Annotated in this window: 10 protein-coding genes; 3 read left to right on the top strand and 7 right to left on the bottom strand. The window is 62.0% G+C overall.

What is annotated here, in order from left to right:
• Positions 1-2 precede the first annotated feature (2 nt).
• The 7 genes from FMF02_RS03025 to FMF02_RS02995 form a co-directional block, all read right to left on the bottom strand.
• The gene (locus tag FMF02_RS03025) at positions 3-1,943 is read right to left on the bottom strand and encodes an LTA synthase family protein (RefSeq protein ID WP_141412165.1); all 1,941 of its coding nucleotides are present in this window, start codon (positions 1,941-1,943) and stop codon (positions 3-5) included.
• Positions 1,944-2,015: 72 nt separating this feature from the next.
• A complete protein-coding gene (nadC, locus tag FMF02_RS03020; RefSeq protein ID WP_141412164.1) occupies positions 2,016-2,870 on the bottom strand; it encodes a carboxylating nicotinate-nucleotide diphosphorylase in 855 nt (284 codons plus the stop codon).
• 606 nt (positions 2,871-3,476) lie between these two features.
• The gene (locus FMF02_RS03015; protein ID WP_141412163.1) at positions 3,477-3,920 is read right to left on the bottom strand and encodes a lipoprotein; all 444 of its coding nucleotides are present in this window, start codon (positions 3,918-3,920) and stop codon (positions 3,477-3,479) included.
• Positions 3,917-6,175 carry a TonB-dependent receptor gene (locus tag FMF02_RS03010; RefSeq protein WP_244611613.1) on the bottom strand — a complete coding sequence of 753 codons (2,259 nt, stop codon included), beginning with the start codon at positions 6,173-6,175 and terminating at the stop codon, positions 3,917-3,919. Before FMF02_RS03010 ends, FMF02_RS03015 begins: the two co-directional genes overlap by 4 nt.
• A 206-nt stretch (positions 6,176-6,381) precedes the next feature.
• Positions 6,382-7,053: a helix-turn-helix transcriptional regulator gene (locus FMF02_RS03005; protein WP_141412161.1), complete on the bottom strand. Its 672-nt coding sequence runs from the start codon at positions 7,051-7,053 to the stop codon at positions 6,382-6,384.
• Positions 7,054-7,056: 3 nt separating this feature from the next.
• Complete coding sequence (gene rlmH / locus FMF02_RS03000; protein ID WP_141412160.1) at positions 7,057-7,530, bottom strand: 23S rRNA (pseudouridine(1915)-N(3))-methyltransferase RlmH; 474 nt, start codon at positions 7,528-7,530, stop codon at positions 7,057-7,059.
• A complete protein-coding gene (locus FMF02_RS02995; protein WP_141412159.1) occupies positions 7,527-8,843 on the bottom strand; it encodes a glycoside hydrolase family 2 TIM barrel-domain containing protein in 1,317 nt (438 codons plus the stop codon). The genes rlmH and FMF02_RS02995 overlap by 4 nt, the downstream gene beginning before the upstream one ends.
• 673 nt (positions 8,844-9,516) lie before the next feature.
• On the opposite strand from FMF02_RS02995, the gene asnS reads away from it, so the two are divergent.
• From asnS to FMF02_RS02980, 3 genes are all read left to right on the top strand, one after another.
• Positions 9,517-10,905 (top strand): asparagine--tRNA ligase, encoded by a 1,389-nt coding sequence (gene asnS, locus FMF02_RS02990; protein ID WP_141412158.1) that lies wholly within the window; start codon positions 9,517-9,519, stop codon positions 10,903-10,905.
• A 99-nt stretch (positions 10,906-11,004) separates the two neighbouring features.
• Positions 11,005-12,423 (top strand): RNA polymerase factor sigma-54, encoded by a 1,419-nt coding sequence (gene rpoN / locus FMF02_RS02985; RefSeq protein ID WP_026075092.1) that lies wholly within the window; start codon positions 11,005-11,007, stop codon positions 12,421-12,423.
• Positions 12,423-13,088, top strand: coding sequence for a hypothetical protein (locus FMF02_RS02980; RefSeq protein WP_179952780.1), 666 nt, complete (start codon positions 12,423-12,425; stop codon positions 13,086-13,088). The genes rpoN and FMF02_RS02980 overlap by 1 nt, the downstream gene beginning before the upstream one ends.
• Positions 13,089-13,159 lie beyond the last annotated feature (71 nt).

The following is a 13,159-nucleotide window of genomic DNA, read 5'->3' as shown; positions in this document are numbered from 1 at the left end:
GATTATTCGACGGTGAAATCTTTTTGTTCGAGGTGACGGTAATATTGCTGGACGAAGGCTTTGACGCGTCTTTCCAGCGCTGCCGCTTCGGGATCGTTTCCCAGATCGTGTTCGCGGCGCAGGTCGTCCGTGCGGTAGGAGCCGGTCGTGCGCCGCTCGTCGAAGAAGAGCAGGCGGTCGCCGCCGACGGCCTCGAATCCGCTGTCGTAAGCGAGGGCGAAGCCCCCTTCGGGGGTCTGTTCGCCGAAGAGGTCGCGTCCGAAAGCGAAGTAAGGCTCGCGGTTGCCCATGAGTCCGAGCAGCGTGGGCATGAGGTCGATTTGCGAGACGGCCTCGTCGCAGCGGCCGCGCAGTGCGCCGTCGGGGGTGTACAGCAGGCCAATGATGTGGTGGTCGCCGGGGAAGACGCGCGTGGCGTCCGCGAATTTTTCACTCGATACATGATCGGCCACGAATACAAAAACCGTGCGACGGAACCACTCCTCGCCGGCGTAACGCGCGAAAAAGCGGCGGAAGGCGTTGTCGGTGTAGGCCACGCACTTGTGGTTGCGTGTAAGCCCTTCGGGCAGCAGGTCGCGGTAGGCGTCGGGAACGACGAAGGGGTGGTGCGACGAGAGGGTGAACAGCGCGGCGAAGAAGGGTTCGGGCAATGCGCTCATCTCCTCGCCGGCGTATTGCAGGAAGGGTTCGTCCCAGATGCCCCAGTAGCCGTCGAAATCGTCTCGGCCGTGCCTGGCCTCGTAATCCTCGCGGCTGTACAGGCGTTCGATGCCTGCCGAACGTGCATAGGCGCCGAAACCCATCGAGCCGGCCGCCGAGCCGCAGAAGAAGGCGGTGGCGTAGCCCTTGTCGCGCAGGATGCGCGGCAGCTGCCGCGTCGGTGCGAGCGCCTGCGGCATCAGCACGAAGGGGGTCTTGAACGAGGGGATCGATCCCAGTACGGCGGGCAGCGCCTGAATCGAACGGGTGCCGTTGGCGTACATGCGTTCGAAGCAGTAGCCCGCCTGCATGAGCGAATCCAGAAACGGCGTGTAGCCCTTGACCTGCCGGTCGGCGTAGAGTTCGGGATGGAGGTGGGCCGAGTGTTCGGCCGACATGCTCTCCATGACGAAGACCACTACGTTGCGTCCTTCGAGCGGTGCCGTGCCGACCGAGTCGGGACAGTGGACGGGCGTGTAGATACCGTCCAGTTCTTCCGGTGCGAAGTAGCGTTCGTAGTTGATCTTTCCGCCCGACCCCACGGTGCGCAGGATGCAGAAGGGGTTCGAGAGGATCAGGTTGGCGCGGGCGTTGTCGGAGGCGTAGAGCGTGGCGTTGGAGAGCGTGACGGGGCGCGTCATGCGCGTGACCCCCCCCCGCATTCCCGCTACGGAGAGCAGGGCGGCGACGACGAGCAGAACCGTACCGCCGCCATAGTAGCAGAGCGGACGACGGCAGAGCGGTTCGGGGCGCGCCTTGCGGCCGCCGGCCAGCGCCAGCAGAGCGATCAGGCCGATCCCTGCGAGCAGCAGGGGGATGTTCTCGGCCATGAATTTGCCGACGAGTTGCAGCGAATTGTCGTTGTCGGCGAAGAAGATCTCTTCGGCCGTGAAGCGTTTCTGCGTATAACGGAAATAGACCGCATCGCCGAGGTTGACCGCCACGACCAGCAGGGCGTTGACGACGACGTAATAGAAGTAGAGCATCCGCTGCCACCAGCGCCGTTCGCGCAGATGGAGCGGGATGAGCGAGAGCACGATGAGCAGGGCGTTGGCGTAGAGCACCGACACGGTGTCGAACAGCAGTGCACCCCTTGCGAGTGCCGGCAGTTCGGCGTCCGCGAGGGGGCTGATGCCCGCATAGTTGTAGCGCCAGAAGATCGCACGACAAATCGCCAGCACCGCATAGAGCAGCGCCAGCCGCCACGCCAGCAGGGCGATATGGCTTTTCAGCAGCCGTTTCATGATCTCTCTCGATCGGGGTGTTCGCACGCCTGCCGGCTCCTGCACCGGCGGGCGGTCACTGCCTGCGGCCTGCTACTCGCAGGCTTTGAGCGACATGTCGAGCGAACGGATCTGGTGCGTGAGCGCGCCCACAGAGATGAAGTCCACGCCCGTCTCGGCGTAGGTGCGCAGCGTATCGAGCGTGATGCCGCCGCTCGACTCGGTTTCGCAGCGTCCGGCGACCTTTTCGACCGCCTTGCGCGTCATCTCGGGCGAGAAATTGTCGAACATGATGCGGTCGACGCCGCCTGCCTCGAAGACGAGGTCGATATCTTCGAGCGTGCGGACTTCGCACTCGATCGGGATGTTCTTGTCGCGCTCGCGCAGGTATTGCTTCGCGCCGCGGATCGCGGGGACGATGCCGCCGGCGAAGTCGATGTGGTTGTCTTTGAGCAAGATCATGTCGAAGAGGCCCATGCGGTGGTTCTCGCCGCCGCCCAGTTTGACGGCCATTTTGTCCAGTACGCGCATGCCGGGCGTCGTCTTGCGGGTGTCGAGCACCTTGGTGTGCAGCCCTTCGAGCCGCGCCACGTAGACTGCCGTCTGCGTGGCTACGCCGCTCATGCGCTGCATGATGTTGAGCAGGATGCGTTCGGCCTGCAACAGCGAGCGCAGGGCCCCGGACACGTAGAAGGCTACGTCGCCCGGACGCACGCGCGTGCCGTCGGCGATCCGCTGGTCGAATTCGACGGTGGGGTCGAGCCGTTCGAGAACGAGCCGTGCGATCTCGATGCCAGCGATGATGCCCTCCTGCTTGCACAGCAGGCGCATACGCCCCCGCTCGTCGGCGGGAATGCAGCAGAGCGAAGTGTGGTCGCCGTCGCCGATATCCTCGCGGATGGCCAGTTCGATCAGCGCGTCGACATAGGGTTTGTATTCGGTTTTCATGATCGTGATGGTTTCTGATTATTCGGGTGCAAAGATACGAATAAGCGAGGGCAATGTCAAATTTATTTGAGCATTGCCGAGCGGGAGTATCTTCGGCGCAGCCAAAGTACGAATAAGCCGAGGGCAATGTCAAATTTATTTGAGCATTGCCGGGCGGGAGTATCTTCGGCACAATCAAAGTACGAATAAGCCGAGGGCAAGAGCAAATTTCGGTTGCATTTTGCCGAGGCGGAGTATCCGTACAGTCGGTAATCGCGGAATAGAAACGTTGATTTTCTCTCTTCGTTTTCTCGCCTCGGCATAGCCTGAACAAGTTCGGCTCTGCGCTCGGCTTAATGAAAACGTTCGTTTGTTTTCAACAGTCGTTTTCTCGCCATGGCATAGCCCGCGCGAGCGCGGCTCTGCTCATCTGGCTTAACGAAAACGTTCATTTTCATGCTCCATTTCTCGCCTCGGCAATTCGAGTGAACTCGATTGCACTCGGCTTAACGAAATGGTTCGTGCGGCGGCGTTTCGTCTGGCACCGGACAAAAAAATGCGCCGCGCTCCGATTTTCCTTTCCGGCCCGGAGTGTCGCGGCGCTCTTTGGCGGCGTGCGGCGTGCGTTCAGAACCGTCCCAGATATTCGACGTCGTAGCCGATGCAGGAGAACTCCACTTCGAGAAGCGTGCCGTTCAGCTCGCCTTCGAGGTCGTAGAGCGTGTAACGCGGCATCGGTTCTCCGCGATAATAGGGAACCGCCTGTCGCAAGTCGAATTCGAATCCGGCGGGAGTCGGGTGAATGGGGATTCCCGGCACCTCCATGTCGAGCGCCGGCATGTTCTGGACGAAGCGCGTCTTGTTCATGTAGAGGTCGATGCACGTCACGCCATAGGGGTCGGTGTAGGGCTCGGAGTATTCCCAGAAGACGTCGTAGTCGTAGAAAACGAGCCGGTCGTTTTCGAAGACGGCGATCGTGTTGTCGCCCTGTACGAACTCGTCGGGGGTGTCGTCGTCGTTGCAGGCGGCCAGTGCGAAGGCCGCGAGGGCCAGAAGGAGAAATTTTTTCATCGTTCGTTATGTTGTAAATTGATTGTCAGTGTGACGCCCCATTCGCGCGGCCGGCCGCGTTGCAGGAAGGCGTTGCCGATCGACTCGAAATAGAAGACGTCGTAGCGTGTCTGCGTGAGGTTGCGGCACCAGAGGCTCAGCGAGCCGTGCCGTTGTTCGAACCGGATCGCGCAGCCTGCCAGCGCATAGAATTTCTGCCGCAGTGAGTTGGCTTCGTTCCATTCGATCGGCCCGACGCCCCGGCCGTCGACGCTCAGGACGATTCCGTCGAGCCAGCTGCGGCCGACGGAAACCGTGTACTCCGCCACGGCAGCCGCCGTATGGCGCGGTGCGTAGGGAATCCGCTTGCCTGCGTAGTCGGCGTTTCCGCTGCGGAATTCGGCGAAGGTGGCGTGGGTGAAGCCGTAGCTCAGCCGCAGGTCGAGCCGGCGTGCGACGAGCGCCTGCACCGAGAGCTCTCCGCCGCGGCTGCGGGTGCGGCCGGCGTTGGTCATCATGCGTCCGGTGGTCTGCCCTTCGGGAAAGACGGTGAGTTGCTGGTCGCGGCAGAGGATGTAGAAGAGCGTCGCCTCGCCGCGGATGCGGCCGTCTGCGAACGCGAAGTGGCTGCCGACCTCGAAGTTCCAGCTCTTTTCGGGTTTGTAGGCTACCACGCGGTCGATGTCGTAGTGACGGTCCCAGTAGACGCCCATGCGTTCCATGACGCTGTTCTGCAACACTTCGGAGAACATCTGGGTGTTGAATCCGCCCGCCTTGTAACCCTTGGCGACCGATGCGTAGAGCGAATTACCGTCGTTGATGCGGTAGACGGCCGCCGCTTTGGGAAGCAGCTGCACGAACGACTTGTGCAGCGTGTCCCGTTCGGTGAAGGGCGTGATGCGTCCGTCGCCGAACGTGCAGTCGATGTCGGTCGAACTGAGATAGCACAAACGTGTGCGCTCGTAGTCGATGCGCAACCCCGCCGAGAGGTCGAAGCGTCCCAGCCGCAACTGCGACTCGTGATAAAGCGCCGCCCCCCACGCGGGGTTGCGGAAATCGCTGTCGAGCGCCATGCGGTCGGAGGCGAAATGCGGCCGGAGGCCGGTGTACTGCTCGGCCTTGTCGGCGATCAGACGCTCCAATCCGTCCTCCTTGAAGAGTACGGGCGCCTGCATCGAGCGGTGGCGGTAGAAGCCGAAGGCGCCCACCAGCCAGCCGTAGCGCCCCTCGCCGCGCGAACGGACGACGATGTCCTCGGTCAGCCCGTGATCCTGTTTGGCCTGCGTGAGCGTGAAATAAGAGTCGGGCAGGAAATCCTGGTCGAGCGTCATGCGGTCGTCGCTGTACTGGTAGCTGGTGATCGAGGCGATCTCCCACCCGTCGGCGGCGTAGCGTATCGTCAGGCCGTCGTTGAGCGTCGTGCGACGGTAGCCGCAGGGGTCGTTGTAGGCGATGCGCCCCGTCGCGGCCGAGGCATAGGGGTAGCCTCCCTGCCGGAGCATCCCGAACGCGAGGGTGTTGTCGATGCTCCACCGCTCGTCGGGACGGAATTGAAGTCGCATCCGTGCCCCGCCCGAACGCTCCCAGTCGCAGGTGCGTCCCGTGTATTCGTTGGTGAAAAAGCCGTCGCCGTGCATGAACCGCGCCGCCAGCGAGATACCCGTGCGGGGCGAGGGGCGGTGGTAGGTCGAGGCGCGCAGCCGCAGCGTGTTGCCCGAGGCATACTCCGCACCCAGCCGCGTCCCTTCGTAGGCGAGCGGCGAGAGGGTGTAGATGTTCATCACGCCGCCCATGGTGTTGCGGCCGTAGAGCGTGCTCTGCGGGCCGCGCAGCACCTCGATGCGTTCGATGTCCGCCAGGTCGAAGTCGTAGTCGTCCTTCGAGAGGTAGGGGACGTTGTCTACGTTGAGGCCCATGACCGGCTGGTCGATGCGTGCGCCCAAACCGCGCACGTAGACCGACGAGGTCATGCGCGAACCGTAGTCGGGGATGTGGAAATTGGGAACGAGCTGCGAGAGCTCCTTGATGGCGGTGACGCCGCGCCGCTCGATCGTCTCGCGTCCCACGACCGAGGCCGCGACGGGGCGGTTGCGCAACGTAAGTCCCTGTTTGATCGCCGTCACCTGCACGTTGTCCATCACTACGGCCGTGTCGATCGCCTCCGGTGCTTCGTCGTGCGTGCGCACGGTGCGACGCGGCTCGGCGTGTGCGCATAGCGCGGCGACGCAAAGCAGGAGGCATACGCAGAAACGGCGGCGGAACGGTGTCGGAATCATCGCATTGAATTTCACGGCAAAGTAACGACATTATTTCCGTTCCCGCAATCCTCATTTGTAAGGAGAAGAAAAAGACGGCGGAGGTGGAGGCGTGCCGCAACCTGCGGAGGGGGAGCCATAGCGAGCCTCCGGCGGCGGAGGCTGCGGCTCGCGCAGCTCGCGGAGCCGTTCGGATGCCGGCGATAGCGGTGGTCGGACGTGCCCTTTTACTGTTCTCCCAGTTGCTCGGCGTCGACGTACCCTTTGGTTACGGCGTAGATCGTCAGTCCGGCCACGGAGCGGATGCCGAGCTTGCGGACGAGGTTGCGGCGGTGGGAGATGACCGTCGTCAGGGCGACGTCGAGCCGTTGGGCGATCTGCTTGTTGAGCAGCCCCGCCACGACGAGCCGCAATACGTCGATTTCGCGCTGCGTGAGGGATGGCTGCACCGTCTCGTCCGTCATGCGGCCGTGCGGGTCGCAGGCAGGTCGTGCGGAGGGATGCGTCGGGTGCGTGGCCGGATATGCGGCGGCCGTCCCGTCGGGATAGCCCTCGCGGTGGGCGTGCTGGTGCAGCCGCAGGATGTCGCGCACGAGCCCCTCCTCGCTTTGGGCGATGTCGAGGCAATGCAGTTCGCGCAGCGTGGACTGCGGCGCGCCATCGGTCAGCAGGATGCTCTTGTGCCGCCGTTCGAGGAAGAAGGCGTTGTGTTCGACGAAGGTCTGCGAGGCGACGAAGTAGTGGAAAAAGCGGTCGGGGCGGTCGGCTGCGAAACGTTCGAAACGGTCGTAGACCTCCACCTCGGCCATCGGGATGATGCGGCGCAGGATGCTTTCCAGCCCCAGACCCGTGAGGATCGAGGGGGTGACGACGGCGATGGCGGGACGGTGGGGCTGCATGGGTTATTCGTGGTGATAGGGTTCGTGGTTGAGGATCGCGAAGGCGCGGTAGATCTGCTCGGCGAAGATCGCCCGTACGATCTGGTGCGAGAAGGTCATGCGCGAAAGCGACAGCCGGCCGTCGGCGCGGGCGTAGACCGCATCCGAGAAGCCGTAGGGTCCGCCGATGACCAGCACGAGCCGCCGCACGCCGCCCAGCATCCGTTTTTGGAGCCAGTATGCGAACTCCACCGAACGCATCTCGTCGCCGCGCTCGTCGAGCAGGACGACATGGTCGCCGGCGGCCAGCTGCCGCAGGATCGCTTCGCCCTCGGCCGTGCGCTGCTGGTTCTGCGTGAGCGAGCGCGTGTTGCGCACGTCGGGCAGCGCCGTGACGGCGAACCGGCAGTAGCGGTTCACGCGGCGCACGTAGAGTTCCACGAGCGCTTCGACCTCCTTCGAGTCGGTTTTTCCGACGACCAGCAGTTCGATGTTCATTGCATTCGGAACGGAATGGCGTCGCTGTTCCACTCCCCGTCGGCGCCGACGTAGAAGACGGGTTTCGACGGTTCGACCGATTTGAGCCACTGGTAGGCCTTATACATATTGTATCCGTTGCCCGAATCGCGTCCCAGCGCGAAGCCGATGATCGAGGTGTGATTGCGCGAACGGTGGTACATCGCCTTCACGCGGCCGAGATACTCGTCTGTCAGACGCGGGTCGTTCGACGGAGTGCCGCCTACCGAGCGGTCGTCGCGCGCGTCGGGGGCGTAGATCGCCGCGCAGTCGACCACGTAGAACCCCGTGCGGTCGGCCAGCGTGTAGAACCAGTAGGGCTGCGGATAATCGGGCAGCAGGGTGTTGATGCCCCGGGCTTTGAGCGCCTTCATCTCGGCGGCGGTCGTCTTCTCGTCGGCTGCGGCGTTGTAGCGTTGGGGCCGCAGCGAAAGCTCCTTGTCGAAACGGTAGAAGCGGCCGTCGCGGTATTCGCTCTCTCCGAAGCCGACGTAGAGGGGGATATACTCCCACAACATGCTGTTGCGCTTGGTGTAGAGCGTCACCTTGTAGAGCGGCTGCCGCTTGTCGTCCCACTGATTGGCGTAGGCGTGGTAGATGAGCCGCTCGATGTGCACCGTGTCGCGCGAGCGGCCCTCCACCATGATCTCGCGCGAACCGTAGTCGAGCAGCTTGCCCTTCGGATCGTAGATGTCGTAGCCGGCGGTGATCGGCTCTTCGCCGTTGTAGGAGTTCTCGACCACGATGTCGAGTTTCAGCACGCCGTATTTGCGCGTCGAGTCGGGAACGAGCGCCACCGAATAGTCGTCGATGTGGAGCCGGTGCTGGAAGACGAGGTAGCTGTTGGCGTAGGCCAGCCGCGGCGCCGGCGCGTCGGCCTGCAACTGCGGAGTCTTCGAGGGGCGCAGGTCGAGCATCACGGCGTTGCGTCCGGGGCGGATGTAGGGAGAGATGAGGAATTCGCGCGGCGTGCGGTCGTCCTCGACGTCGGCTACGCGGGCGTCGTTGACCAGAAGCGTGTAGGCCGAGCCGACGTTCTCCAAATGGAGGTAGATGTCGCGGTCGGTCAGCAGCAGCGGTACTTCGACGACCTGTCCCACCGTGGTGGTGTCGGCCTGCTGCACGACGATCTGCGGGGAGAACGTTTCGTAATGGGCGATGTTGCCCCGACGCAGCAGCGCGGCGTCGTCGCGCGTGTCGAAGGGGACGAATTCCGAACGGAATACCTCGGCGGTTTGCGCTCCCGCGCCCGCAAGGGCGAAAAGAGCCGTCCAGAGTGTAATGAATCGTTTCATCTCGATATTCTTAAATTACCGGCCGCAATGTCGCAGGCCGGCGGGAGCGGAACGAGTCCGATCGTACCGCAGTGCCCGCCGCCTCTTCATGCCGGAGGTCGAGGACAAAGATACGATTAAGCCGAGCGCCATGCAAATTTATTTTATTTGCATGGCTGAGGCGAAGTATCTAAGACGAAGTCAAAGATACGAATAAACGAGGGCAATGCAAATTTATTTGCTTTTTGCCGAGCGCAAAAGTGATGCCTTGCAATTGAAAATTCTGATTTATCGTCCTAAGGGTACAGTCTGCAAAGGCTTTCGTCGTAAGGATCGGCGGTTTTCGTATTTGCAAGGCGAAATCTGCGGAGGACGCGTACTGCGGGCCTCCGCAGGCGAAGGCTCGGCCCGCACGGCGCCGTGGCGCCGCAGTGTCGCAGCGGGAGTTGCGGGTTTTGACAGGCCGGCAGGCCGGTCCGGTCGCATTGCGAAAATAGCGGATGAAGTGTCGGCGGCAGTGCGGAGTCGTAATAAATCGTCGTCGGATACGATCGATTGTATGCGTTTTTTTTTGTACTTTTGTAACTCGGGGAGAAGACGATGCGGATCGACCGCGGAATCGGGGCCGTTCCGTTTCCGCCCGTGCGGTCGTCTGCGCCGGAATTCTGCAAAATGCTAAAATAGATAAAACGTTATGAAAACACTACGAATCGTAGAATTGATCAAGTCGGATGCGGTCGATTGCGATGTGACCGTCAAGGGGTGGGTGCGTACCAAGCGCGGCAACAAGAACGTCGCCTTCATCGCCCTGAACGACGGTTCGTGCGTGGCGAGCATTCAGGTGGTCGTCGAGCTGGCGAAGTTCGACGACGAGACGATGCGTCAGATCGCCACGGGCGCCTGCATCCGTGTCGACGGCCGGCTCGTGAAGTCGCCCGGCGAGGGCCAGGGCGTCGAGGTGCAGGCCTCTTCGATCGAGATTTACGGCACGGCCGACCCTGCGACCTATCCGTTGCAGAAAAAGGGCCATTCGCTCGAATTCCTGCGCGACATCGCCTACCTGCGTCCGCGTACCAATACGTTCGGCGCGGTGCTGCGCATCCGTCACGCCATGGCCTTCGCCATCCACAAGTTCTTCAACGACCGCGGCTTCTACTACTGGAACTCGCCGCTCATCACGGCCTCCGACTGCGAGGGTGCGGGCGCCATGTTCCAGGTGACGACGCTCGATCTGAACAATCCGCCCCGCACCGAGGACGGGCGGATCGACTATTCGCAGGATTTTTTCGGCAAACCCTGCAACCTGACCGTATCGGGACAGCTCGAAGGCGAGTTGGGCGCGTTGTCGCTGGGGCGCATCTACACCTTCGGCCCCACGTTCCGTGCCGAGAATTCCAACACGCCGCGCCACCTCTCGGAGTTCTGGATGATCGAGCCGGAGATGGCCTTCTACGAGTTGGAGGACAACATGGAGCTGGCCGAGGAGTTCCTCAAATACCTGATCGGCTATGCGTTGGAGAACTGCCGCGAGGATCTGGAATTCATGTGCAAGATGTGGGACAAGGAGCTGATCGAACGGCTGGAATTCGTGCTGCACAACGATTTCAAGCGGCTCGACTACACCGAGGGCATCGAGATTCTGAAAGTTTCGGGCCGCAAGTTCGAGTTCCCGTGCGACTGGGGATGCGACCTGCAATCGGAGCACGAGCGCTACCTGGTGGAGGAGCACTTCAAGCGTCCGGTGATCCTCGTCAACTACCCCAAGGAGATCAAGGCCTTCTACATGAAGCAGAACGACGACGGGCGGACGGTACGCGCAATGGACGTATTATTCCCCAAAATCGGCGAAATCATCGGCGGATCGGAACGCGAAGCCGATTATGGCAAGCTTTGTGCCCGTATCAAGGAGTTGAACATGAACGAACGCGAGTTGTGGTGGTACCTCGACACCCGCCGCTGGGGATCGGCTCCCCACTCCGGTTTCGGACTCGGCTTCGAGCGTCTGCTCCTCTTCGTTACGGGCATGGGCAATATCCGCGACGTGATACCTTTCCCCCGCACCCCGCAGCACGCCGAATTTTAGGCGCAGCGGCTCGCCGACCGAAAATCGGGTATACGGGGTGTGCGGAGGGTGTGCGGCGGTTCCCTTCCTCGTGTGCATTGATTTTAACTTTATCGACCCATGGCTATTCATCAGAAACAGGTGATGACGCTTCAGCAGAAGCTCTCCCCGCAGCAGATCCAAATGATTAAATTGCTCGAACTGCCTACCGTGCAGCTCGAACAGCGCATCAAGCAGGAGATCGAGGAGAACATCGTGCTCGAAGAGGCCGAACAGCAGAACGAGGAGGAGGAACCCCAGCAAATATCGGTCGACGAATACCTGCGCGAAGACGACACGCCGGCCTACAAGATGCGGGCCAACAACTATTCGAAAGACGACAAGCCCCGTCAGATTCCCCTGTCGGGCGGCCGTTCGTTGCAGGAGTACCTGATCGAACAGCTCGGCTACCGCAACCTCTCGGAAGAGGAGATGCGGCTGGCGGTCTATCTGGTGGGAAGCATCGACGAAGACGGCTATCTGCGCCGCGATCTGGAATCGGTGGCCGACGACATCGCCTTTACGCTGGGCGAAGAGGTCTCGCCCGAACGGCTGGAAGCGATCTTGAAGGTCATCCACGACCTCGAACCCGCGGGTATCGGTGCGCGCAACCTGCGCGAATGTCTGCTGCTGCAACTCTCGCAACTGCCTATGACGACCCGTTCGCGGCGGCTGGCGCGCAAGATCCTGACCTCCTATTTCGACGAATTCGCAAAAAAACACTACGAGAAGCTGATCTCGCGGTTGCAGGTCACCGAGGACGAGTTCCGCGATGCCATCGCCGAGATCCGCCACCTCTCGCCCAAGCCCGCCAACGGCTACTCCGACGGCGGGTCGGACGCCGCGCCCTACGTGGTGCCCGATTTCATCCTGGACTATCACGACGGCCGTTTCGAACTGTCGCTCAACTCCTACAATGTTCCCGACGTGCGGATCAACCGCCGTTACGTGGAGATGATGCGCGACATGGTGTCGTCCGACGGCCGCGTGCAGGAGAAGAACCGCGAGGCGGTGCAGTTCGTCAAGAACAAGATCGATTCGGCCAAGTGGTTCATCTCGGCGATCAAGCAGCGGCGCGACACGCTGATGCGCACCATGCAGGAGATACTGGATTTCCAGCAGGAGTATTTCAAGACGGGCGACCAGTCGAAGCTCCGCCCGATGATCCTCAAGGATATCGCCGACCGCACGGGACTGGACGTTTCGACCATTTCGCGCGTGGTGAACAGCAAGTACGTGCAGACGCAGTTCGGGATCATCCTCCTGAAATCGCTCTTTTCGGAGGCGATGCAGACCGCATCGGGCGGGGAGGTTTCGAGTTACGAGATCAAGAACATCCTGCGTAGCTGCATCGACGACGAAGACAAGCGCCGTCCGCTGACGGACGAGACACTGATGGATATACTCAACGACAAAGGTTACTGCATCGCGCGCCGCACGGTGGCCAAATACCGCGAAATGCTGGGCATTCCGGTGGCGCGTCTGCGAAAACAGATCTGATGGACGAATCCCGAATTGCCGATCCCTCTTCCGCACTGCGCCGTAGCGACCGCAGCCTGCCCACGCGCCTGTCCAGAGCGGTGTCGGTAGTGCTGCATCCGCTGGTGATGCCGCTCTACGTCATCTTGCTGCTGGTGGCGGGACCGACCCAGCTCTCCTATTTCCCCGCGTCGGTCAAGTTCTACCTGCTGTGGGTGACCGTGCTCTACACGGCCGTCATTCCGTTGCTCTCGGTGGGGCTGCTCCGTTCGGTGGGGCGTATTTCGTCGCTTGCGATCGACGACCGGCGCGAGCGGATTCTGCCGCTGGCGATCGGTATCGTCTGCTACCTGCTCTGCGCCGCTACGGTGGCGCGGATTCCTTCGGCGATGATCGTGCGCAAATTCATGCTGGCGGGCGCCTGTTGCGAACTGTTCTGTCTGGCGGTGACCTTCTACTGGAAAATAAGTCTTCATCTGGCTGCGCAGGGAGCCGCCGCGGCATTGCTCGTGTTGCTGACCTTCGGCAACGCAGGGAACCTGACCGGTGCGCTGGCCGTGGCCGTGCTGGCGGCGGGTGCGCTCGCCTCGGCACGTCTGTGGCTGGGATGCCATACGATCCGCCAGGTCGCCGCGGGTTATGCCGGCGGGTTCATCGTCGCGACGCTCGCCGTGCTGCTGTTGTAGGTGTGCGGCGAAAGGATTCTCTTCCGCTCGTTCCGCCGCTCGATCTTTTGCCGCTTTTGGCGCGATCCCGA

Source organism: Alistipes communis, assembly GCF_006542665.1.
Classification (GTDB): Bacteria; Bacteroidota; Bacteroidia; order Bacteroidales; family Rikenellaceae; genus Alistipes; species Alistipes communis.
This window is presented reverse-complemented; position numbering and strand designations above follow the sequence as displayed.